The sequence below is a fragment of the Streptomyces sp. NPDC050418 genome (assembly GCF_044458745.1).
GTDB lineage: Bacteria > Actinomycetota > Actinomycetes > Streptomycetales > Streptomycetaceae > Streptomyces.
The window spans coordinates 47,819-70,099 of sequence record NZ_JBITIG010000005.1 but is presented as its reverse complement, the minus strand read 5'-3'; the positions used below and the strand labels follow the sequence as shown (position 1 = coordinate 70,099).

General features: G+C 71.1%; 18 protein-coding genes. 13 read left to right on the top strand and 5 right to left on the bottom strand.

Going from position 1 to position 22,281, the window contains the following annotated elements:
* The first annotated feature begins 81 nt into the window (after nucleotides 1-81).
* Entirely contained in the window at nucleotides 82-1,335 is a 1,254-nt protein-coding gene (locus tag ACIBI4_RS13085; protein ID WP_399203857.1) for a M14 family zinc carboxypeptidase, read from the top strand.
* A 23-nt stretch (nucleotides 1,336-1,358) separates the two neighbouring features.
* On the opposite strand, the gene ACIBI4_RS13080 is transcribed toward ACIBI4_RS13085, so the two are convergent.
* Nucleotides 1,359-2,702, bottom strand: coding sequence for a diaminopimelate decarboxylase (locus ACIBI4_RS13080; RefSeq protein WP_399203856.1), 1,344 nt, complete (start codon nucleotides 2,700-2,702; stop codon nucleotides 1,359-1,361).
* Between the two features lie 116 nt (nucleotides 2,703-2,818).
* Between ACIBI4_RS13080 and hutU the strand changes: the two genes are divergently transcribed.
* The 4 genes from hutU (at nucleotide 2,819) to hutI (ending at nucleotide 8,414) form a co-directional block, all read left to right on the top strand.
* A complete protein-coding gene (hutU, locus tag ACIBI4_RS13075) occupies nucleotides 2,819-4,483 on the top strand; it encodes a urocanate hydratase (RefSeq protein ID WP_399203855.1) in 1,665 nt (554 codons plus the stop codon).
* A 17-nt stretch (nucleotides 4,484-4,500) separates the two neighbouring features.
* The gene (locus tag ACIBI4_RS13070; RefSeq protein ID WP_399204294.1) at nucleotides 4,501-5,691 is read left to right on the top strand and encodes an allantoate amidohydrolase; all 1,191 of its coding nucleotides are present in this window, start codon (nucleotides 4,501-4,503) and stop codon (nucleotides 5,689-5,691) included.
* Nucleotides 5,682-7,022, top strand: coding sequence for a formimidoylglutamate deiminase (locus ACIBI4_RS13065; RefSeq protein WP_399203854.1), 1,341 nt, complete (start codon nucleotides 5,682-5,684; stop codon nucleotides 7,020-7,022). The genes ACIBI4_RS13070 and ACIBI4_RS13065 overlap by 10 nt, the downstream gene beginning before the upstream one ends.
* A 222-nt stretch (nucleotides 7,023-7,244) precedes the next feature.
* The gene (gene hutI / locus ACIBI4_RS13060) at nucleotides 7,245-8,414 is read left to right on the top strand and encodes an imidazolonepropionase (RefSeq protein ID WP_399203853.1); all 1,170 of its coding nucleotides are present in this window, start codon (nucleotides 7,245-7,247) and stop codon (nucleotides 8,412-8,414) included.
* 21 nt (nucleotides 8,415-8,435) lie between these two features.
* On the opposite strand, the gene ACIBI4_RS13055 is transcribed toward hutI, so the two are convergent.
* Together ACIBI4_RS13055 and ACIBI4_RS13050 are read right to left on the bottom strand one after the other, a co-directional pair.
* Nucleotides 8,436-10,112 (bottom strand): ricin-type beta-trefoil lectin domain protein, encoded by a 1,677-nt coding sequence (locus ACIBI4_RS13055; protein WP_399203852.1) that lies wholly within the window; start codon nucleotides 10,110-10,112, stop codon nucleotides 8,436-8,438.
* A gap of 253 nt (nucleotides 10,113-10,365) precedes the next feature.
* Nucleotides 10,366-11,346 carry an RNA polymerase sigma factor SigF gene (locus ACIBI4_RS13050; protein ID WP_399203851.1) on the bottom strand — a complete coding sequence of 327 codons (981 nt, stop codon included), beginning with the start codon at nucleotides 11,344-11,346 and terminating at the stop codon, nucleotides 10,366-10,368.
* A gap of 239 nt (nucleotides 11,347-11,585) precedes the next feature.
* Between ACIBI4_RS13050 and ACIBI4_RS13045 the strand changes: the two genes are divergently transcribed.
* The 6 genes from ACIBI4_RS13045 (at nucleotide 11,586) to ACIBI4_RS13020 (ending at nucleotide 17,222) form a co-directional block, all read left to right on the top strand.
* Nucleotides 11,586-11,954: an STAS domain-containing protein gene (locus ACIBI4_RS13045; RefSeq protein ID WP_399203850.1), complete on the top strand. Its 369-nt coding sequence runs from the start codon at nucleotides 11,586-11,588 to the stop codon at nucleotides 11,952-11,954.
* Between the two features lie 252 nt (nucleotides 11,955-12,206).
* Nucleotides 12,207-12,701 (top strand): ATP-binding protein, encoded by a 495-nt coding sequence (locus tag ACIBI4_RS13040; protein WP_399203849.1) that lies wholly within the window; start codon nucleotides 12,207-12,209, stop codon nucleotides 12,699-12,701.
* A 253-nt stretch (nucleotides 12,702-12,954) separates the two neighbouring features.
* The gene (locus ACIBI4_RS13035) at nucleotides 12,955-13,656 is read left to right on the top strand and encodes an LPXTG cell wall anchor domain-containing protein (RefSeq protein WP_399203848.1); all 702 of its coding nucleotides are present in this window, start codon (nucleotides 12,955-12,957) and stop codon (nucleotides 13,654-13,656) included.
* Between the two features lie 91 nt (nucleotides 13,657-13,747).
* Entirely contained in the window at nucleotides 13,748-14,716 is a 969-nt protein-coding gene (locus ACIBI4_RS13030; RefSeq protein WP_399203847.1) for a WxL protein peptidoglycan domain-containing protein, read from the top strand.
* A complete protein-coding gene (locus ACIBI4_RS13025) occupies nucleotides 14,713-15,885 on the top strand; it encodes a hypothetical protein (RefSeq protein WP_399203846.1) in 1,173 nt (390 codons plus the stop codon). Before ACIBI4_RS13030 ends, ACIBI4_RS13025 begins: the two co-directional genes overlap by 4 nt.
* Nucleotides 15,886-15,899: 14 nt before the next feature.
* Complete coding sequence (locus ACIBI4_RS13020; RefSeq protein ID WP_399203844.1) at nucleotides 15,900-17,222, top strand: hypothetical protein; 1,323 nt, start codon at nucleotides 15,900-15,902, stop codon at nucleotides 17,220-17,222.
* Nucleotides 17,223-17,295: 73 nt separating this feature from the next.
* Here ACIBI4_RS13020 and ACIBI4_RS13015 read toward each other — a convergent pair whose 3' ends face one another.
* Nucleotides 17,296-18,117, bottom strand: coding sequence for an alpha/beta hydrolase family protein (locus tag ACIBI4_RS13015; protein WP_399203843.1), 822 nt, complete (start codon nucleotides 18,115-18,117; stop codon nucleotides 17,296-17,298).
* Nucleotides 18,118-18,246: 129 nt separating this feature from the next.
* On the bottom strand, nucleotides 18,247-19,764 hold the full coding sequence (locus tag ACIBI4_RS13010) for a peptide MFS transporter (protein WP_399203841.1): 1,518 nt from the start codon (nucleotides 19,762-19,764) through the stop codon (nucleotides 18,247-18,249).
* A gap of 419 nt (nucleotides 19,765-20,183) precedes the next feature.
* Between ACIBI4_RS13010 and ACIBI4_RS13005 the strand changes: the two genes are divergently transcribed.
* Together ACIBI4_RS13005 and ACIBI4_RS13000 are read left to right on the top strand one after the other, a co-directional pair.
* Nucleotides 20,184-20,861, top strand: a complete 678-nt coding sequence (locus ACIBI4_RS13005; RefSeq protein ID WP_399203840.1) for a response regulator transcription factor — start codon at nucleotides 20,184-20,186, stop codon at nucleotides 20,859-20,861.
* Nucleotides 20,862-20,947: 86 nt separating this feature from the next.
* Nucleotides 20,948-22,219 (top strand): ATP-binding protein, encoded by a 1,272-nt coding sequence (locus ACIBI4_RS13000; RefSeq protein WP_399203839.1) that lies wholly within the window; start codon nucleotides 20,948-20,950, stop codon nucleotides 22,217-22,219.
* Nucleotides 22,220-22,281 lie beyond the last annotated feature (62 nt).

The window sequence follows — 22,281 nt, the reverse complement described above, 5'->3', positions numbered from 1 at the left end:
AGCTGGACAAGAAGCAGACGACCGGCGAGAGCAACTCGATCGGGTCCTGAGCCGGCGCGGCAGTGAGGCAAGGGGTGGGCGGTGCCTGAGCACAGTTCGGTGGTTCATGGGTATCCGGCCGCGGAAGATGTGGAGAGCGCCGTCCGCCGCCTTGTCGAGGAGCACCCCGGCGTCCTGCGGCTTCGGGAGGTCGGCAGGTCGGGGAGTGGGCGGCCGCTGCTGTTGCTCTCGGCCGGGAGCGGCGCGCGTCATGTGCTGACGGTGGCGGGGGCTCATGCCAACGAACCGGTCGGCGGGGCCGCCGTGTCGGAGCTCGTGAGGCAGTTCGCCGGGGATGCGCGGTGGCTTGCGGAGCAGGACTGCACCTGGCACATGGTGCTCTGCCTGGATCCTGACGGGGCGCGGCTGCATGAAGGGTTGGAGGGGCCGTCGCTCCTCGGGTATCACCTCGGGTTCTACCGGCCGGAGTTCACACGGCAGCCCGAGTTCCTGCCGGGGGCGGGTGACGGGCGTTCGCCCATGCCGGAGTCGCTGGCGCTCGTGGAGGTGCTCGACGAGCTGCGGCCGGAGCTTCAGTTCTCGCTGCACGGCATCGAAGTGGGCGGCTCCTTCCTGCAGTTGACCGCACCCTTGCCCGGGGCGGCGCGCGCCTACCGGGCGGTGGCCGGGGAACTTGGTGTGCCGCTGGAGTTCCGGCCGTTCGACGGGATGGACTGGCTGGCGGACAGCCCGGGTGTGCTGCGCCTGCCGGAGGGCAGGCTGGGCGAGGAGGAGAAGGACCCGTCAGGGTTCCTCTCCCGAGCTACCTGGACCTATCCCGCCGGATACGGAACGGTCTCAGCGGTGATCGAGGCACCCATGTGGGCGGTGCCGGCCGTGAGTGATCCCACCCCCGTGGCCGACCCGGCCGCCGAGCTGCGCAAGACCGGCGATCTGCTGCTCGGACGGTTGCAGCAGGTGTCGGATGCGCTAGCCGGGGTGCGGGAGCCCTCGTCGCCCTGTCAGGCCGCGGCCCGTGAACTCCTCGATGTGGCACCCGAGGTGCCCGCCAACTGGCAGGAGTACGCACCGGCCGCGTCGGGCATCGCGGCGACGGCGGGCAGCACCGCTTCCCTGGGGATCGCGAGCCGCCGTATCCCGCTGAGGGCGGCGGCGATGATGCGACGCGCCTTGCTCGCGGACGGGCAGGACGGTGCGGCGCGGGCGCTCGAGGGGCTGATGCGCGAGTGGTGTGCGGAGCTGTCGGCGGAGTTCCGGCCCGTGTGGGTGCCGGTGCCGACCCAGGTCGCCTTGCAGGTGCGGGTGATGCGCGCGTTGGTGCAGCTCGGGAGGTAAGTCCGGGCCGCCCTCACCCGGCGCTACAGGTCCCCGAGCCCGTCCACGAACGCCCCGCCCGACTCCGCCACGATCTCGTCGGTCGTCTGCTGTGCCCGTACGGTCGCGAAGCGCACCGCTCCGTCCTGAATGACCTTGAACCCGTAAATCGCAGGCCGCGCCAACGAGTTGTACGCGTAGTGGTGCGCGAAGTAGTAGGCCCCCGTGTCGAGCGCGGCCGCCCAGTCGTCCTGTTCGAGGAGGGGCAGGCGCTGGTTCTCGGCGAGGAGGTCACCCGCGAAGCAGGCCGGGCCCGCCACGTCCTGGGCCACGTCCGGGCCGTGCTTGGGGCGGCCCTTCGGGTCGTACGCGGCGATCCGCAGCGGCCAGGATGCGGGTGCGTAGACGGTGCGCGTGGCGACCTGCGCGCCCGCGTGCGTCACCGCCACGGGGCGCCCGCCCGCCGACTTCGCGTACTCCACGCGCGCCAGGATCGTGCCGTGCTTGGCGACCAGGGAGCGGCCGAACTCCGTGACGAGCGCGTACGACCCGGTGAACAGGCCGGGCACGGTGCGCTGGAGCTCCCGTACGAACTCGTCGTACGTCGGACTCTCCTCGTCCGAGGCGAAGTTGACCGAGAGGCCGCCGCCGATGTCGAGCGTGTCGATCTGGCGCCGGCCCACCCGGGCGTTGATCTCCTCCGCGAGCTCGTACAGCTCGCGGATGCCCTGGGCGTGCTGGGCGAGCGGGATGCCCTGGGAGCCGGAGTGGATGTGGAGGCGGGTCAGCCAGGGGCGGTCGAGGCAGGCCTGGATCAGCCAGTCCCGTGCGCCCTCGTCCTGCAGCGCCACTCCGAACTTGGAGGTCGCCTTCGCCGTGGACAGGGCGTCGATCGCGCCGCTGCCGGTCTGCGGGTTGATCCGGATGCCGAGCGGTGAGCTGCTCGGCGCGGAGCGCACGAGGGCGTCGGTGCGGGCGAGTTCCTGCGGGTTGTCGGCGTTGACCGCGATGCCGAGGGCCAGCGCCTCGCGCAGCTCGGCGGGGGTCTTCGCGGGGGAGTCGAGCACGGTCTGCGCGGGCCGGATCCCGGCGGCGCGCGCGAGGGCCAGCTCGCCGGGGCTCGCCACCTCGGCGCCGAGGCCCGCGTCACGCAGCAGCCGCAGGACGGGGACGAGCGGGGCGGCCTTGACCGCGAAGGCGTGCAGGACGGGGGCCGAGGTGGCGGCCGCGAAGGCCGACGTCAGGGCGGCGGCGGAGCGGCGGATGCCGTCGACGTCGAGGAACGCGGCGATCGGCACGCCCGGACCGACGATCCCCTGTTCGACGGCGGCCCGCACGGCCGCGTCCCGTGCGCCTGCCGTGAGCTCTGCGTTCTCCCGTATCCCCATGGGGGCCAGACAACCACCGGCCGCCGCGCCCCGCAGAGGTACGAAGGGATTGACTAGTTCTATTCAGCCGGACAGGATGTGAATATCGACATCACGTACGCATGAGGAGGCCCTCCATGTCCGGACCCCGCCCCGTCCGCGCCCCCCGCGGCACCGAGCTGAGCGCCCTGGGATGGCAGCAGGAGGCCGCCCTGCGGATGCTGCAGAACAACCTCGACCCCGAGGTGGCCGAGCACCCGGACAAGCTCGTCGTCTACGGCGGCACGGGCAAGGCGGCCCGCGACTGGCGCTCGTTCGACGCCATGGTGCGCACGCTGCAGACCCTCAAGCAGGACGAGACGATGCTGGTCCAGTCGGGCCGCCCCGTCGGCGTGATGCAGACCCACGAGTGGGCCCCGCGCGTCCTCATCGCCAACTCCAACCTGGTCGGCGACTGGGCGAACTGGGAGGAGTTCCGGCGCCTTGAGCAGCTCGGCCTCACGATGTACGGCCAGATGACGGCCGGCTCGTGGATCTACATCGGCACCCAGGGCATCCTCCAGGGCACGTACGAGACCTTCGCCGCCGTCGCCGCGAAGAAGTTCGGCGGCACCCTCGCCGGGACGATCACCCTGACCGCCGGACTCGGCGGCATGGGCGGCGCCCAGCCGCTGGCCGTCACCATGAACGACGGCGTCGCGATCTGCATCGACGTGGACCCGCGCGCCATCGAGCGCCGCATCGAGCACAAGTACCTGGACGTCCGCGCGGACTCCCTGGCGCACGCCCTGCAGCTCGCCACCGAGGCCCGCGACCAGCGCAAGCCCCTCTCCATCGGCCTGCTCGGCAACGCGGCCGAACTGCTCCCGCAGATGCTCGCCGAGGGCGCCCCGATCGACATCGTGACCGACCAGACCTCGGCCCACGACCCGCTCGCCTACCTCCCCATCGGCGTCGACTTCGACGACATGGCGGACGCGGCGGCCAAGGACCCGGCCGGGTTCACCACGCGCGCCCGTGAGTCCATGGCCAAGCACGTGGAGGCCATGGTCGGCTTCATGGACGCCGGCGCCGAGGTCTTCGACTACGGCAACTCCATCCGCGGCGAGGCGCAGCTCGCGGGCTACGACCGGGCGTTCGCGTTCCCCGGCTTCGTCCCCGCGTACATCCGTCCCCTCTTCTGCGAGGGCAAGGGCCCGTTCCGCTGGGCCGCGCTCTCCGGTGAGGCGAGCGACATCCACAAGACGGACAAGGCGATCCTCGACCTCTTCCCCGAGAACGAGTCCCTGCACCGCTGGATCAAGATGGCCGGCGAGCGCGTCCACTTCCAGGGCCTGCCCGCCCGCATCTGCTGGCTCGGCTACGGCGAGCGCGACAAGGCCGGCGAGCGCTTCAACGACATGGTGGCGAGCGGCGAACTCCAGGCCCCCCTCGCCATCGGCCGCGACCACCTCGACTGCGGCTCGGTGGCCTCCCCGTACCGCGAGACCGAGGCCATGCTCGACGGCTCCGATGCCATCGCCGACTGGCCGCTGCTCAACGCCATGGTGAACGTGGCCTCCGGCGCCTCCTGGGTCTCCCTGCACCACGGCGGCGGCGTCGGCATGGGCCGCTCCATCCACGCGGGCCAGGTCTCGGTGGCCGACGGTACGAAGCTGGCCGGCGAGAAGATCCGCCGCGTCCTCACCAACGACCCCGGCATGGGCGTCATCCGGCACGTCGACGCCGGATACGACATCGCGGAGTCGGTGGCCGACGCGAAGGGCGTCCGCGTCCCGATGCGTGAGGGCGACGACGCGTGACCTCCTCCTTCCACGAGATGTGGGCCGAGCTCAGGCCCATCGGGCGCGACGCCGAGTCCAAGGGCTACCGGCGGTACGCCTGGACCGGCGCGGACGCCGAATGCCGCGCCTGGTTCGAGGACCAGGCGACGGCCCGAGGGCTGACCTACGAGCTCGACCGCAACGGCAACCAGTGGGCCTGGCTCGGCGATCCCGCCGCCGGTGACGCCGTCGTCACCGGCTCGCACCTCGACTCGGTCCCCGACGGCGGCGCCTTCGACGGCCCGCTCGGCGTGGTCAGCGCGTTCGCGGCCCTGGACGAACTCCGCCACAGGGGAGTGGAGTTCACCAAGCCGCTCGCGCTCACCAACTTCGGCGACGAGGAAGGCGCGCGCTTCGGCCTCGCCTGCGTGGGCTCGCGGCTGACCGCCGGGCAGCTGACGCGCGAGGCCGCGTACGAGCTGCGCGACGGCGACGGGATCTCGCTCCCGCAGGCCATGGAGGCGGCGGGCCACGACCCGTCGGCCATCGGCCGCGACGACGAACGCCTCGCCCGCATCGGCGCGTACGTCGAACTCCATGTGGAGCAGGGCCGCGCGCTCGACCTCTCCGGGGACGCGGTCGGCATCGCCAGCGCCATCTGGCCGCACGGCCGCTGGCGCTTCGACTTCCGCGGCGAGGCCAACCACGCGGGCACCACCCGGCTCGTGGACCGGCGCGACCCGATGCTGCCGTACGCGGAGACCGTCCTCGCGGCGCGCCGCGAGGCCGAACTCGCGGGCGCCGTGGCCACGTTCGGCAAGATCGCCGTCGAGCCGAACGGTGTGAACGCCATTCCGTCGTTGGTACGAGGCTGGCTGGACTCCCGCGCGCCCTCACCCGACGACCTGGACACGACGGTCACCGCCATCGAGAAGGCGGCCCGCGAGTACGCGGACCGGCACGGCGTGGACCTCGCGGTCGTCCGTGAGTCCTTCACACCGGTCATCGAGTTCGAGCACGCGTTGCGCGACGAACTGGGGCGGCTGCTCGGCGGTTCGGTCCCCGTGCTCGGCACGGGCGCGGGACACGACGCGGGAATCCTCTCCTCGGTGATCCCGACCGCCATGCTGTTCGTACGCAACCCCACGGGCGTCTCGCACTCCCCGGCCGAATTCGCGGCCGAGGACGACTGCGTCGCCGGGGTGAAGGCGCTGGCGGACGTACTGGAGGGTCTGGCGTGTCGGTGACGTCGTACTGGGCGGAGCACGCGTGGCTCGACCCCGTGGTGGAGCAGGGCGTCGTGCTCGACGTGGACGCGGACGGCCGGATCGCCGCCGTCCGCACGGGAGTCGACTCCCCTCCCGCTGACGCGTTCGTCCTGCGCGGACTCACCGTCCCCGGGCTCGCGAACGCGCACTCGCACGCCTTCCACCGGGCGCTGCGCGGCACGGTCCAGGTCGGTTCCGGCACGTTCTGGACGTGGCGCGAGGTCATGTACCAGGTGGCGTCGCGCCTGACGCCCGACTCGTACTTCCGTCTCGCACGGGCCGTATACGCGGAGATGGCGCTCGCGGGCATCACGGCGGTGGGCGAATTCCACTATCTGCACCACGCGCCGGGCGGCCGTCCCTACGACGACCCCAACGCGATGGGGGAGGCGCTGATCGCGGCGGCGGGGGAGGCCGGTGTCCGGCTGACCTTGCTGGACACGGCGTATCTGTCCTCCGGCTTCGGGGCAGCACCCGATGTGCACCAGCAGCGGTTCTCGGACGGGTCGGCCGAGGCATGGGCCGCGCGGGTCTCGTCGCTGAAGCCGCGCGACGGTGTGCGTCTCGGTGCGGCGATCCATTCCGTACGGGCCGTTCCCGCCGGTGAGTTGGGGACGGTCGCGGAGTGGGCGCGCTCGCAGGGGGCGCCCCTGCATGTGCACCTCTCGGAGCAGACCGCGGAGAACGAGGCGTGTCTGGCGGCGCACGGCTGCACGCCGACGGAGCTGCTCGCGTCGCACGGGGTGCTCGGGGCCTCGACCACGGGCGTCCACAACACGCACCTCACCCCTGCGGACATCACGCTCCTCGGCTCGTCCGGCACGGGCACATGCATGTGCCCGACCACCGAGCGAGACCTGGCCGACGGGATCGGCCCGGCCGTCGCGCTCCAGCGCGCCGGCTCCCCGCTCTCGCTCGGCTCCGACTCGCACGCCGTCATCGACCTCTTCGAGGAGGCGCGGGCGATGGAGCTCAACGAGCGGCTGCGGACGCGGCGGCGGGGGCACTGGACGGCTGCGGCTCTGTTGCGGGCGGCGTCCGCCACCGGGTACTCCGCGCTCGGCTGGTCCTCGGGAGGCGCCCTCGAAGCGGGTGCGCTCGCGGACTTCACGTGCGTGGCGCTGGATTCGGTCCGCACGGCCGGTCCGCTTCCCCGCCTTGCCGCGGAGACGGCTGTGTTTGCTGCGTCGGCTGCGGATGTGCGGCACACGGTGGTGGGGGGTCGGCTGGTGGTCCGGGACGGGGTTCATGTCTCGGTGCCGACGGCTGCGCAGGACCTCGCGTCGGCGGTGGCTGAGCTTCGAGAGTGACCTTCCCCCACCCCGCCCCTTCCCGAAACCGGGGGCTCCGCCCCCGGACCCCCGTATCGCGCCTTAAGGGCGCTCGTCCTCAATCGCCGGACGGGCTAAAGATTTAGCCCGTCCGGCGATTGAGGACATCCGAACGAAGTTCGGATCCGGGGTCTGGGGCGAAGCCCCATTTTCGGGAAGGGGCGGGGTGGGGGAAAGAAAACGACCCACGGAGAGGGAGACATGGCGAGTACCGTCATCACGAATATCGGGAACCTGGTCACCAACGACCCCACCCTCGGCGAGGGCCCCCTGGGCCAGATCCAGAACGCCGCCGTCGTCATCGAGGACGAAACCATCGCCTGGGTGGGGGACGCCAAGAACGCCCCCGCCACAGACACCGCGTACGACGCACGAAACCGCGCCGCAATCCCCGGCTTCGTCGACTCCCACTCCCACCTCCTCTTCGCCGGCGACCGCACCGCCGAGTTCAACGCCCGCATGGAGGGCAAGAGCTACGAGGCGGGCGGCATCCGCACCACCGTCAAGGCCACCCGCGCCGCCTCCGACGAGGATCTGGAGGCCAACCTCGTACGCCACCTCGACGAGGCCCGCCGCCAGGGGACCACGACCTTCGAGACCAAGTCCGGCTACGGGCTGACCGTGCAGGACGAGTCCCGCGCCCTGCGCATCGCGCGGAAGCACACCGACGAGGTCACCTATCTGGGCGCCCACATCGTCAGCCCCGACCTCGCCGACGACCCGGCCGCCTACGTAGACCTCGTCACCGGCGAGATGCTCGACGCCTGCGCCCCGTACGCCCGCTGGATCGACGTCTTCTGCGAGAAGGGCGCTTTCGACGGCGACCAGGCCCGCGCCATCCTCACGGCGGGCCAGGCCAAGGGCCTCCTCGCCCGCGTGCACGCCAACCAGCTCACCTACGGCCCCGGCGTACAGCTCGCCGTCGAACTGGGCGCCGCGAGCGCCGACCACTGCACCCACCTCACCGACGACGACGTCACCGCACTCGCCGACGGCGACACGGTCGCGACCCTGCTCCCCGGCGCCGAGTTCTCGACCCGCGCCCAGTGGCCGGACGCCCGCCGGCTGCTCGACGCCGGAGTCACCGTCGCACTCTCGACGGACTGTAACCCCGGGTCCTCGTACACCTCCTCGATGCCGTTCTGCATCGCCCTCGCGGTCCGCGACATGCGCATGACCCCGGACGAGGCCCTGTGGTCCGCGACGGCGGGCGGCGCCCAGGCGCTGCGCCGCACGGACGTGGGCCGGGTGTCCCCTGGGGCCCGCGCGGACCTGGCACTGCTCGACGCACCGAGCCATGTGCATCTGGCGTATCGGCCGGGGGTGCCGCTGGTGTCGGCGGTGTGGCAGCGCGGGGAGAAGACAGGCTGACAGCCGTCGCGCGAGGCCACCTCACACGGGCGCCAGCCCCGCCTCCCACCGCTGGTCCTCGTCACCGGACCTGATCGGCTCCAGCGTGACGTCCGAGCCGTCAACCGTGACAGCGTGGTCGAGTTGGATCACCGGCCGGATCGTGCCGCTCGCGTCCACGGTGAACCACAGGTTGCGGGTGCCGTTGTCGACGGAGGAGCACTTCCAGATGCCGACGCCGCGGTCGGTGTCGCCCCGGGTGTCCAGGCAGTAGTCGGGGTTCGCGTGCGAGACGATCACGCCCCGGTTCGCGTCCAGGCGCCAGCGCTGGGTGTCCGAAGGGCCGCACGGGTCGGCGACGACGTCCGTGCCCTTGGCGAACTCCCCGTCCTTCACGGTCAGGCAGCGGCCGTTGCCCACGCTCACCACCTGCGCGAACCGACCGTCCTGGAGGGCGGGTCGGGGAGCGGTGGCGGGTGGCTTCGATGAGGCCGGTGGCTTGGAGGGCCTCTTCGAGGTCTTCGAGGGGGACGGTTCCGGTGAGTGCGTCGGTGAGGGGGACGCGGTGACGGTGACCGTCGCGGACGGTGCGGAGGGGGCTGCGCCGGGGTCGTCGGCGCCCGGGTCCTCGCCGTCGCCCGCGAGCGCGAGGAGCAGCAGCGGGGCGACCGCGATGCCGAGCGCCGCGGAGCCGAGGACCAAGCGCCGTGATGGCAGCCAACTCGGGTGACCCGCCCCGCCGTCGTCGGCGGACTTGGTACGGGGAGTGCGCGCGGTCAGCGACGGGAGCGCCCGCAGCCCGCGCGCCACCGTCCGTCCATGCCGGGCGACCCGCGCCCGGGACCGAGAGGCGGTGCGGGACGCGGCCCGGGACGCGGCGCGGGTCGCGGAACGAGATGCCGCGCGGGCGGCGGAACGGGACCCGGACGCGGGCCTGACGTACACCTCAGCCCCCCATCCCAGCAGCCCCCGCCCGAGCGCCTCCCGGGGCGAAGCCACCAGCCGCCGCAGCTCCGTATGCGCACGGTCGCAGCAGTCGCATGTGGCGAGGTGCTGTGCCAAGTCCTCGCTGTGGCGCGGGTTCTCGGGCGAGGTGGCGTTCTCGATGAGGCGTGAGTAACCCTGGCACTGCGCGTCCCCGTGCTCGCGCAGATACGTCCGCAGGAAGGCGCGGCGTAGGGCGGTCAGGCAGGTGTCGCGGGACGCGCGGATGGCGCCGGGCGTCGCCCCGAGGAACAGCGCGATCCGCTCATCCGCTTCCTCGTCCACCAGCGCGTACCAGAGCACGGCCTGCGTCGATACGGGCAGCGTGCGCAACGCGCGTAGCAGCACCGGGTGTTCGGATCGGGCAGCCGCGGGGAACTCCACGGAGAGCCGGGCCGCCCGGCCGTCAGCGGCCCAGTCCGCGGCGGCCCGCCGCACGAGCAGCAGCAGATGGTGGCGGAACGCGCCCGGGGCGGCGAGCCCGCGCGCGGCCTCCTCGGCGGCGAGCGTGAACGCGTGCGTCACCAGCCGCTTCGCCGCCGCGTCGTCGACGGTGCACTGGCGTGCGTACGAGGTGAGGAACGCGCCGTGCCGCAGCCGCAGTTCGCGCAGTGCGGGATACGCCGACGCGGGACCGCGTCCCAGCAGCGCCGCCAACGCGGCGTCGGACCGCAGCGCGTGGCCGGCCGGAGCCGTACCGGCACCCTCGTGGTTCTCGTGCTGCGACTGCGCCATCAGCTCCCCTCCTCGGCTGCGGGACCAACCGGCGCCACCAGGCATACCGGCGAGTAGGTGGGGTTCATCGTAGGGATGCGTGACGGTTGCGAAAGATGTTTCCCCGGGTAACTCGTAATGGATCATGATGAGTTGGGTGCGATGCACCAGGGACACACAAGTGACGCACTATAGGGACACAAAAAGGCGCCCCCCGAACAAGAACGGGGGGCGCCTTCGGAATTCTGTGAGCGCGCGCGTCACACCGCGACCGTCATTCCTCGACCGTCAGCCCCTTGCGCAGCCGTACGAGCGTGCGCGAGAGCAGCCGTGAGACGTGCATCTGCGAGATGCCCAGCTCGTCGCCGATCTCGGACTGCGTCATATTGGCCACGAAGCGCAGCGAGAGGATCTTGCGGTCGCGCGCGGGCAGTGAGGCGATCAGCGGCTTCAGGGACTCGACGTACTCGATGCCTTCGAGCCCGTGGTCCTCATAGCCGATCCGGTCCGCCAGCGCGCCCTCGGAGTCGTCCTCCTCGGGCTGGGCGTCCAGGGAGCTCGCGGTGTACGCGTTGCTCGCCGCCATGCCCTCGACGACCTCGTCCTTGCCGATGCCGAGCCGCTCGGCCAGCTCGCCCACGGTGGGGGCGCGGTCGAGCTCCTGGGCGAGGGCGTCCCCGGCCTTGGCCAGGTCGAGCCGCAGCTCCTGAAGGCGGCGCGGGACGCGCACGGACCACGAGGTGTCGCGGAAGAAGCGCTTGATCTCGCCGACGATGGTCGGCATCGCGAAGGTGGGGAACTCCACGCCGCGGCTGAGCTCGAAGCGGTCGATCGCCTTGATCAGGCCGATGGTGCCGACCTGGATGATGTCCTCCATCGGCTCGCTGCGGGAGCGGAAGCGGGAGGCGGCGAACTTGACCAGCGCGAGGTTCAGTTCCACGAGTGTGTTGCGGACGTACGCGTATTCGTGGGTGCCTTCCTCGAGCGTTTCGAGGCGGCTGAAGAGCGTCTTCGACAGGGCCCGTGCGTCCTGCGGGGCCACTTCGTCGTACGGCGGGATCTCCGGCAGATCGAGCAGATCCGCGAGATCTCCGGTGGCCTCGACGGTGTCCTCGGCGGTTGTGGGGTCCGCCGCGGCCCGTGGGGCAGGGATGTGGGCGTGGTGAGGGTCGGTGTCGAACTGGTCCGGTGGGGGTGTCGACGTCGCTTTGCGGGTAGGCGATGCGTCGAGCCGGGGTGACATGGTGTCCTCCATCGTTCTCGGCATATGGCTGCCGATGCCAATACGTGCACTGCGGTGTGCGGCGCCTCCGAAGCCGGCCGTTGTGAACAGGTCTTCTTCTAGGCCTACCCGTTTCCCACACCCGCTTGCAAGTGCGGTTACGACCGAAATGTCCGATATCGGGAGGAACTTCGGGTACCCCGGGTCGTACAGAAGGCGTATGTTCAATGGGGTCAATCGGCAGCTCGGGAACGCAGCGGAAGAGGAGCGGCATGGACCGCGGCACGGTCGGGAGCGCACACAGGGGCCGGCTCGAAGTCGGTGTGCGGCGCGTGGGCGGCAGCACCGTCTTCACGCCCGCGGGTGAGCTCGATCACCACACCGCGGATCTGTTGCGCGAGCCACTGGAGCAGGCGGTCGCCGACGGCGTGACCAGGCTGGTCGTGGACTGCTCGCTCCTGGAGTTCTGCGATTCCACCGGGCTCAATGTGCTGCTCGGCGCCCGGCTCAAGGCCGAGGCCGAGGGCGGCGGGGTGCATCTCGCCGGGATGCAGCCGGTGGTGGCCAGGGTGTTCGAGATCACCGGGGCCGAGGCGGTCTTCACCGTCCATCCCACGCTCGACGACGCTCTTGTGGAGTGACGCACAGGAGCGGCGGAGCGGACGGCGTGACGAGTGAAGGGTCACAGCCTCCGTTATCCGCCGGTGGCCTCTCCGTGACCCCTACGTAACCGGCATCACATTTCCGCGGACAAGAAGCGGGTGTTCGTACGGTTCGTGCGGGCAGGAGACGCTTCGGAACCGCACGATGCGGTGCCATGACAGAACAAAAACGCAGAGGGGTCCGAGGGCCCCGCAGAACTACGACTGGTGAATCGGTGAGGTGAAGCGCTGATGAGCACCACCCGGCCCCTCTCACCGGGCGACCGCGGTCCGGAGTCCGGTGCCGCAGGGCCGGACCCGGATGCCGCACCCGCCCGCAGCCAGGTGCGCCGGCTCAGTCTTGAGGGCGCGAGCGGTGTCGTCCCCCTCGCGCGCGACTTCACCCGGCAGGCGCTGCACGAGTGGGGCTGGCTGCCCGCCGCGACCGCGGACCGCCGCGCCGCCGCCGAGGACGTGCTGCTCGTCGTCTCCGAGCTCGTCACCAACGCCTGTCTGCACGCCGACGGCGCCCGCGAGCTGTGGATCGGCTCCGACGGCAAGGTCCTGCGCCTTGAGGTCTCCGACCAGGGGGCCGGGAATCCGGCGCCGCGCACCCCGCACCGCGCGGGCCGTCCCGGCGGGCACGGCATGTTCATAGTCCAGCGTCTCTGTCTCGACTGGGGCGTGGTGCGCACGCCGGGCGTCGCGGGCAAGACGGTCTGGGCCGAACTCGCCTCACCCGTATAAGCCGTTCCCTTCCGCACACCCCTCTTTCGCGCCGCGAAACGGCTCCGCTCGAACCCCTTTCCGGACGAAAACAGGGGCCATTGAAGCGGAAAGCGCAGGTCAAACGCCTTCATCAAACCGCCTCGTTGTTTGTCTTCCCATGTCTTGGCCCCGGGCGTACCTTGAGCGCCCAATCTGATGTGCCGTCAGTAACCTGCGGGGGTCCGACCCCGGGAGTTGGCGGCCTTCGCTCCCGGCATGAGGGGAACTCGAGGTGTCGTACCAGAAAAGCGCCGCCGCGCTGATAGCCGCGGCCTTGGCCGGCTCGGCGGTACTGCTGGCCGCCCCCGCTGCTCACGCCACCGTGGTGGACGTCAATTACGACTGCAAGACTCCGATCGGCCCGAAGAGCGCGGTCTCGCCGGTCGACATCAAGGCGGAGAAGAGCGGCGGCGGCTACAAGATCACGATGACGTTCAACAAGGGCGTCTCGTCCAGCCCGCTCGCGCTCGAGAAGGGCGTGATGAAGCCCAGCGCCGAGATCAAGCTCGGTGGCGCGGAGAGCGGCAGCATCAAGGTGACGGCAGGCGGCAACCCGGAGACCATCCCGGCCAACACACCGATCAAGATCCACCCGATGACGGGGACCTACACGCCGAAGAAGTCCGGCAAGGTCACCTTCACCGCGAGCACGCTCACCATCTCGGCGATGCAGACCACGACCACCTGCACCGCCAAGAACAACCCCAAGCCGTCCCTCGAACTGGACGTCAAGGGCGGCGGCGGTGGCGGTGGCGGCGGTTCCACGGACGACAGCGGGGACGCCGCGGCGGCACCGGACGGCGGCTCCGAGCTGCCGCAGACCGGTCCCGAGGACTCGGCGCTCGCGCTCGGCACGCTCGGCGGCACCGTGCTGCTCGTCGGCGCGGGCGGCGTGCTCTGGCTGACGCGGCGCAACCAAGCGGCCCGGCGGTAGGTCCAACCACCAGGACCTAGGCCGAACCGTCGGCCGGATCCCACCCGGGTCCGGCCGGTGCGCCCGTACAGCACAGCACCTGGAGTCGCCGATGCAGTCCGCCCGCCGTTTCGCCGCCGTCTGTCTGCTCGCCGTGGCAGGTCTCGTCGGCCTGCCCGCGGGCGCTGCGGTGGCTGACGACGACCCCGCCTGGTCGGTCGCCCCGTCCTCCGGCAGCGGCGCCCGCCCTGCCGAGGACGGACGCCCGTACTTCTACATGGAGGGCGCACCCGGCGCCGTCCTGGAGGACACGGTCACGGTGACCAACCCGGGCGACGCCCCCGCCACCGTGCGCCTGCGCGCGGCGGAGGCGTACAACCGCGCCGACGGCTCCTTCGACGTACGGGACAGCAGAGGCGGGCGGCCGTCGGGCGCGGGCGGCTGGCTGAGCTTCGCCGACGACAAGGTGAAGATTCCGCCGCGGACCCGGGCCGAGGTGCCGTTCTCGGTGTCCGTGCCGGACGGTGCGACCCCCGGCGACCACCCGGCCGCGCTCATCGCGGAGATGGGCGGACGCAAGGCCGGGGTCCGGGTGCATCTGCGGGTCAGCGGACCGACCCTGTCCGCCGTCACGGTCGAGAACGTGACCGTCGACGGCGACACCATCACGTACTCCTTGGTGAACCGCGGCAACACGGTGCTCACGCCGAAACTCGCCGTGCACGCCGAGGGGCTCTTCGGCGAGGTGCTCGACCGCGGCGCCCGCGCGCTGCCGGTGGAGCTGCTGCCCGGCCGCAAGGTCACCCTGCGCGAACCCTGGACCGACCGGCCCGCCTTCGATTCCGTACGGGTCGAACTCACGGTCTCCGCCGACGGCGCCGCCAAGGACACCCAGGCCGCCGAGGTGCGCCTCGTGCCCTGGGCGGCCGTGGCCGGCGGCGCCGTGCTCGTCGTGGGCGGCGCGGGGCTCGCGGTCTTCGCCGTACGCCGCAGACGCGCCGTCACCGCGTTCAAGGCGGAGCTTCAACCACCGGACGGACAGCGGGAGCTGGTCACCGCGGGAGCGAGGGAGAACAAGTGAACGACGGCCGTTACCGCCCGAAGTGGAGCCATGCCGTGGCCGCACTCCTCGCGGCACTGGCGTTCGTGATGCTCCCGGTCCTCACGCAGGGCGCCGCCGCCGCGGAGAAACCCTCCGTCACGGTGGACAAGGAGGAGGCCGGCAAGGGCGGCGATGTCACCGTCAGCGGCAAGGACTGGAAGCCCGGCGCCCTCCTGACGATCCTGATCTGCGGTCAGAACATGATCGGCGGCACCCCGAGCTGCGCCAACGCCGAGGGCGTCGCCATCAACGCCGATGCCAAGGGCGCCTTCAAGAAGAAGATCCCGGTGGCCGAGCCGCCCAAGGCCTGCCCCTGTGTGATCCATGTGGCGACCGTGACCGGTGAGAAGGCCACGGCCCAGGTGCCGTTCAAGGTCGCGGGCCACCCGGTGAAGGCCCTGCCCGACCGGACGCAGGGCGGCCGGCTCTCCGTGCTCGCCGCGACCCGCCTCGACGGCGACAGCGGCATCCTCAACTGGTTCGGCTCGCCGCAGAGCCGCAAACTCGTCGTCACCATGGGGAACCTGGGCTCCGCGCCCGTCAAGGACCCCGTCTTCAAGGTCGGCACCTCGCACGGCGTCTTCGCGCCGCAGTGGGAGGAGCAGCAGTGGAAGGGCACCATCGAGCCGGGCAAGAAGGCCCAGGTGGAGCTCACCGTGCAGCTCGACGCCGGAGCGCACGGCGACTATCTCGTCTCCCTGCAGTACGGGGGCAAGGTGCTCGCCGAACAGCCCTGGGGCGTGCCGCGGCCGTGGGGCGTGACGCTGTTCTGGATCCTGCTCTGCATCGTCGTACCGGCCGCCGTGTTCCGTATCGGCATGGCCGTCGTCGACCGGGTCCGCCCGCAGCGCAAGGGCAACAAGTCGCGGCGGCTCGCGGACGTCACCGCGAAGCTGCCGAAGGTCGGGCCGCTCGGCGGCGCCGACTCCAAGAAGCCGCGGACCCCGCGGCGACCCCGGGTCGAGCCGGACGCACCGGCGACCGTACCCGCACAGAACTCCGGGGCGACCGCGAACGGGAGCGGATCCACCGCCACCCTGCCGTGGTTCACCCCGGACACCGCGCCGGCCACACCGGCACAGCACTCCGCACCGCAAGAGAACCGCCCCAATCCCACTGGAACATCCGAGAGGAAGGGCACCACGTGAAAACTCAACGGAGAGTGAGCGCGCTGGGCGTCGCGCTCATGCTCGGCGGCGCGGGAATCCTGCTGACCGCAGCTCCGGCCCAGGCGGCCGAGGCAACCTGGAAGACCAAGTGCACCCCCAGCATGGGCTCCGACCCGATCGAGGGCACCACCATCGCCGACATCACGGCCCCGGCCGAGGCGAAGGTGGGCGACGAGATCGAGGTGGTCTGGAAGTTCACGCAGGCCGCGTCGAAGAACCCCGACATCATCGACCTGCCCGCGAACTCGCTGGAGCCGACCGGCGTCATCAAGGCGGCCGGTGCGCAGACGGCGGACGTCGCCCTCAAGGGACCGCGCGAGAACCCGGCGATCCCCAAGGGCGGCGACATGAAACTCGCCGACATGAAGGGCACGTTGAAGCTGACGGCACCGGGTGACCTCACCCTGACGCCGGGCGACTACAACATCAACGCGAAGGTCATGGGCTTCGACGTGAACACCAAGTGTGTTCCGCTCGAGGACCCGCCGAAGGCGGTCACCATCAAGGTGACCGGTGAGGGCGGCGGTGACTCCGGTGGCGCGGCCGCGGCAGGCGGCGGCGACAGCGGCGGTGCCGCGGCGGCCGGTGGCGGCGACAGCGGTGGCGCGGCTGCCGCGGGTGGCGGCGACTCCGGTGGCGCGGCTGCCGCGGGCGGCGGTGACTCCGGCGGTGGCGGCGGTGAGACCGACTTCCCGGGCAAGGAGGTCGCCACGACCTTCGAGTGCACCTCGCCGGGCCCGGCGAAGATCGACGGCAAGGCGACCGTCAGCGCCAAGAAGAACGGCGACAACTACGACCTCACGGTCGCGACGGCCAAGGGCGTCATGGACAGCCCCGCCGCGCTGCCGGCCGGGGCGATGAAGTCGTCCATGCAGGTCAAGGTCGGCGGTGACGACAACGGCACGGTCAAGGTCGAAGGCGCCGCGAACAAGGAGCCGATCAAGGCCGGCGACCCGGTGTCCCTGGAGCCGATGACCGGTACGTACAAGCCGGGTGCGGAGGGCAAGGCCGAGCTCAGCCCCGGTGATCTGACGATCAGCGTCACGCTCGGCGGGAACCCGATCACCATCCCGTGCAAGGTGACGAAGACGTCCGTCTCGCTGACCCTCGACGTCACCGACCAGGGGGGTGTCGCCGGTGGTGGTGACGCTGCCGCCGGCGGTGCGGCCGGTGGCTCGCCTGCCTCCGGTGGCGGTCTCGCCGAGACCGGCGCGTCGGACGACGGGGCGCTGCGGGCGCTCGGTCTGGTGGCCGGAACGGTGATTCTGCTCGGCGGAGCGGTCTTCACGTTCATGCCGCGTCGGCGTACGCAGTAGGTGGTTTTACGGTGCCGGGTGCCCCAGTCGGCTGGGGTGCCCGGCACCGGTGTGTCCGGGGTCGGTGGGCAGCTCAGGGCGAGTGGGAGCGCAGCCACGCAACCGTCGCCTCCCGCACCGCCCGTGACGACAGCAGCGCCGCCCCGTGCGCCGACCCCCGTTCCGTACGGACCGTGATGTCCCCAAGGCCCTTGTCCCGGGCGGCAGTCGAGAGGTCGCGGGAGTGGGCGGGCGGCACGAAGTCGCCGCGGGAGTGGATGAGGAGGAGCGGGGCGTCGCCCGGGCCCGAGGCGTAGGCCGAGGCGGACATCGAGCGCCACTGCGCGGGGCAGACGGACGGGGCGCAGGACGCCAGTTCGCGGGCCTCCTTGCGCAGCCGCTGCTGCCGCGACGACGCGTTCGCGCGGGCGCCGTCCATCCAGGCGCGCAGCGGCGAGGCGACGGGGGAGAGGGCCACCACGCCACGGACCCTGGTCGCACCCTCGCCGTAGCCGCCCGCGACCGTCGCGATCTGGCCGCCCGCCGATGAGCCGAGCACGAGCGGCCGGGTGCCGCTGTGGCGGGCCGCCCAGTCGACGGCGGCCAGCGCGTCGGTGCGCTGGGCAGGCCAGGCCGCGTCGGAGTTGAGCCGGTAGTCCACGTCGTACACCCGGAAGCCCCGCTCGGCGAACCAGCGCGCCCAGCGGCTCCAGTCGGTGTCGTCGGCCCAGTACCCGCCGTGCAGGATCACCAGGGCGGGACCCCGGCTCCCGTACGCCGTGATGGTTTGCCGCGCGTGCGAACCGTACGCGTACTCCCGCACGACGGGATCCGAGACGGCCGGGGCCATCGACGAGGACAGCAGTCCGGCGGAGGCGAACAGCGCGAGCAGGGCGCGGCGCAAGGTGGGGCGCATGGGGACGATGGTCCACGCGCCGCGCCGCACTCCACCGGAGAAGCACGAAGGGCCACCGCACCGAGTGGTGCGATGGCCCTTCGTTCGAGTGGCCCGTACGAGACGGGACTCAGGAGTCCGTGGGTCGCGTCAGCGGACGTCGCCCATGAGGGACTTGACCTTCTTGCGCGCCATGAAGATCGCGAAGCCGGCCAGGACCGCGGCGGCGGCCTCCAGGGCGACGATGCCCTGACCGTTGAGGTCGACACCGGCGATGGACAGCATGCCGGTCACGGAGTCACCGGCGGTGACGGCGAGGAAGAAGACACCCATCATCTGGGAGGCGTACTTCGCCGGAGCCAGCTTGGTGGTCAGGGACAGACCCACCGGGGACAGGCACAGCTCACCGAAGGTGTGCATCAGGAAGATCAGCACCAGCCACCACATGGTGACCTTGCCGTCGCCCGCCATGCCCATGGGGATGAGGAAGACGAAGAACGAGGCGCCGATGATGACCAGACCCATCGAGAACTTCACGATGGTGTTGGGCTCACGGTTGCGGCGGGCCAGCGCCATCCAGATCGCGGCGAAGATGGGCGCGAAGATCATCACGAACATCGGGTTCAGCGACTGGAACAGCGTGTTCGGCATCTCCCAGCCGAAGATGGAGCGCTCGGTGGAGGTGTCACCGAAGAGCGACAGCGTCGAACCGCCCTGGTCGAAGATCATCCAGAACACGGCCGCGGCCACGAAGAACCAGACGAAGGCGTTCATCTTCGTCTGCTCCTCGCCCGTCAGGTCCTTGTCGGACTTGATGCGGGCGATCACGGCGATCGGGATGAGCAGACCGATGATGGTGATGGGGAGCAGCGCCCAATTGAGGGTCAGGTCCCAGACACCGGTGAAGGCGACGACCAGGTAGAAGGCGGCGACCACGGCGACCGTGGCCAGCGTCTTGGTGATGACGGCGCGCTTCTCGGGGGAGGTCAGCGGGTTCGGGACCGCGCTGGAGGCCGGGGCCAGGTGCTTCGAGCCGATCATGAACTGCATGGCGCCGAGCGCCATACCGACGGCCGCGAGACCGAAGCCGAGGTGCCAGTTGACCTTCTCGCCGAGGATGCCGATCGCGAACGGAGCGGCGAAGGCACCGAGGTTGATGCCCATGTAGAAGATCGTGAAGCCACCGTCACGGCGCGAGTCCGTCGGGTCGGTGTAGAGCTGGCCGACCATCGTGGAGATGTTGGCCTTCAGCAGACCGGAGCCGACGGCCACGAGGGCCAGGCCGACGAAGAACATCGCCTGCGTCGGCAGGGCGAGGCTGACGTGACCGGCGACGATCACGACGCTCGCGATGGCGACCGTCTTGCGGGCACCCCAGACACGGTCACCGAACCAGCCGCCGGGCAGCGTGAAGAGGTACACCAGCGACACGTAGACCGAGTAGATCGCCGTGGCCGCGGCCGCCGTGTAGGCGAGGCCGCCGCCCTGGGATCCGGTCGCCGCGTCGGCGCCACCGGAGACCAGGTAGAGCACCAGCAGTGCGCGCATGCCGTAGTAGGAGAAACGCTCCCACATCTCGGTCATGAAGAGTGTGGCCAGGCCGCGGGGGTGGCCGAAGAAGGTCTTCTCGCCGAGCGGGGCGGAAGGCTTCGTCAGGCTGGACGCCATGGTCGTTCCTTGTTCTGTCGGGACGCACGGCAGACGTGAGTGTGCAGCGCGCCCGGTGGGGGGTGGGCCGGCACCGGAACGCCACTTCCGGGATCCACGCCCTGTCCGCTTCCTCGCGTACGGGGCCCGGCCCATAGGTCAATCACTGATACAAGGCTGACAATCGCAACCTCGCTCGCATAGCGGACTTTTGGCTGAATCAGCAGGCCATAAGTCCCATCTGCGGTTATAGGCGTTCGGCCACCATAAGGAGATGAAGGGGGCGTATGGAAGCATTTGAGAGCTGGATCACAAGCCGTGGTGGAACCGAACCCGTAATTCGAAGGTAACTCATGGAAAAGGCCCCCTGACTCGCAGGGGACGCACTCCGTCCGTCGATCCGCGGTTCAACGGAGCCGGTGACGACTACCATCAGGGCCATGACCCGTGTACTGCTCGCCGAGGACGACGCGTCCATCTCGGAGCCGCTGGCCCGCGCACTGCGCAGGGAGGGGTACGAGGTCGAGGTACGCGAAGACGGACCGACCGCACTCGACGCGGGACTGCAGGGCGGAATCGACCTCGTCGTGCTCGATCTGGGGCTGCCGGGCATGGACGGTCTGGAAGTCGCCCGCCGGCTGCGCGCCGACGGACACGCGATCCCGATCCTCATCCTCACCGCCCGCGCGGACGAGGTGGACACCGTGGTCGGGCTCGACGCGGGCGCCGACGACTACGTCACCAAGCCCTTCCGCCTCGCCGAGCTGCTCGCCCGCGTCCGGGCCCTGCTCCGGCGCGGCGCCACCGAGGTCAAGGAAGCACCCGCCACCCACGGCGTGCGGATCGACGTCGAGTCGCACCGCGCCTGGATGGGCGACGAGGAGCTGCAGCTCACCGCCAAGGAGTTCGACCTCCTGCGGGTCCTGGTCCGCGACGCGGGCCGGGTCGTCACCCGCGACCAGCTGATGCGCGAGGTCTGGGACACCACCTGGTGGTCCTCCACCAAGACGCTCGACATGCACATCTCCTGGCTGCGCAAGAAACTCGGCGACGACGCGGCCAACCCGCGCTACATCGCGACGGTACGAGGCGTGGGCTTCCGCTTCGAGAAGAGCTGAAGGTTTTTGTACGGGGGCGGGCGCCGTGCCTGTCCGGGCACCGTGCTCCGCCGGCCGGGGGCCGACCCCCGTAGAGAAAGGCAATCGTGCGGCGCCGTCTGATCAACTCGACCCTGGCTGTCGTGCTCGTCGTGATCGCCGTCTTCGGGGTCTCCCTGGTGATCGTGGAGACCCGGACGATCACCACCAGCGCCCAGGAGCGCGTGGACTCCGAGGCGGTGCGGCTCGCCTCCATCGTCGACTCACGCCTCATCGGCCACGAGGAGATCACCGCCAAGGTCCTGCGCGACCAGGTCGACAGCGAACGCTTCGCGCGCATCGAGATCCCCGGCCGCGCACCCATCGAGATCGGCGAACCCCCCGCCGGCGACGTCATCCAGGCCACCGAACGGGGCGAGCAGGGCGAGACCGTCACCGTCCAGGAACCCCGCTCCTCGGTGACCAACGAGGTCTGGCGCACGCTCCTGATGATCGCCGCCGTGGCCACCCTCGCCGTGATCGCCGCCGTACTCCTCGCCGTACGCCAGGCCAACCGCCTCGCGTCCCCGCTCACCGACCTCGCCGAGACCGCCGAACGCCTCGGCTCCGGCGATCCGCGCCCCCGCCACAAGCGGTACGGCGTCCCCGAACTCGACCGCGTCGCCGACGTACTCGACTCCTCCGCCGAACGCATCGCCCGCATGCTCACCGCCGAACGCCGCCTCGCCGCCGACGCCTCCCACCAGCTGCGCACCCCGCTCACCGCGCTGTCGATGCGCCTGGAGGAGATCACGCTCACCGACGACCCGGACACGGTGAAGGAGGAGGCGACGATCGCGCTCACCCAGGTCGAGCGCCTCACCGACGTCGTGGAGCGGCTCCTCACCAACTCCCGTGACCCGCGCACCGGTTCCGCCGTCTCCTTCGACCTCGACGAGGTCGTCAAACAGCAGCTGGAGGAGTGGCGCCCCGCCTACCGCAGCGCGGGCCGCGCCATCGTCCACTCCGGAAAGCAGCACCTGCAGGCGGTCGGCACCCCGGGCGCCGTGGCGCAGGTGCTCGCCGCGCTGATCGAGAACTCCCTGATGCACGGCGGCGGAACGGTCGCGCTGCGCACCCGCGTCGCCGGCAACCAGATCGTCATCGAGGTCACCGACGAGGGCCCCGGGGTCACACCCGAACTCGGCACGCGGATCTTCGAGCGCGCCATCAGCGGCCGCAACTCCACCGGCATCGGCCTCGCCGTCGCCCGCGACCTCGCGGAGGCGGACGGCGGCCGCCTGGAGATGCTCCAGGCCCAGCCGCCGGTCTTCGGCCTGTTCCTGTCGAGCACCCCGCCGGAGCCGGACGACACGGACGAGCCCCGCACGGTCCGCTGAGCCGGCAGGCTCTCGGCCCGGCAGACGCTTGGCCCGGCAGACGCTTGGCCCGGCCGGCGCTC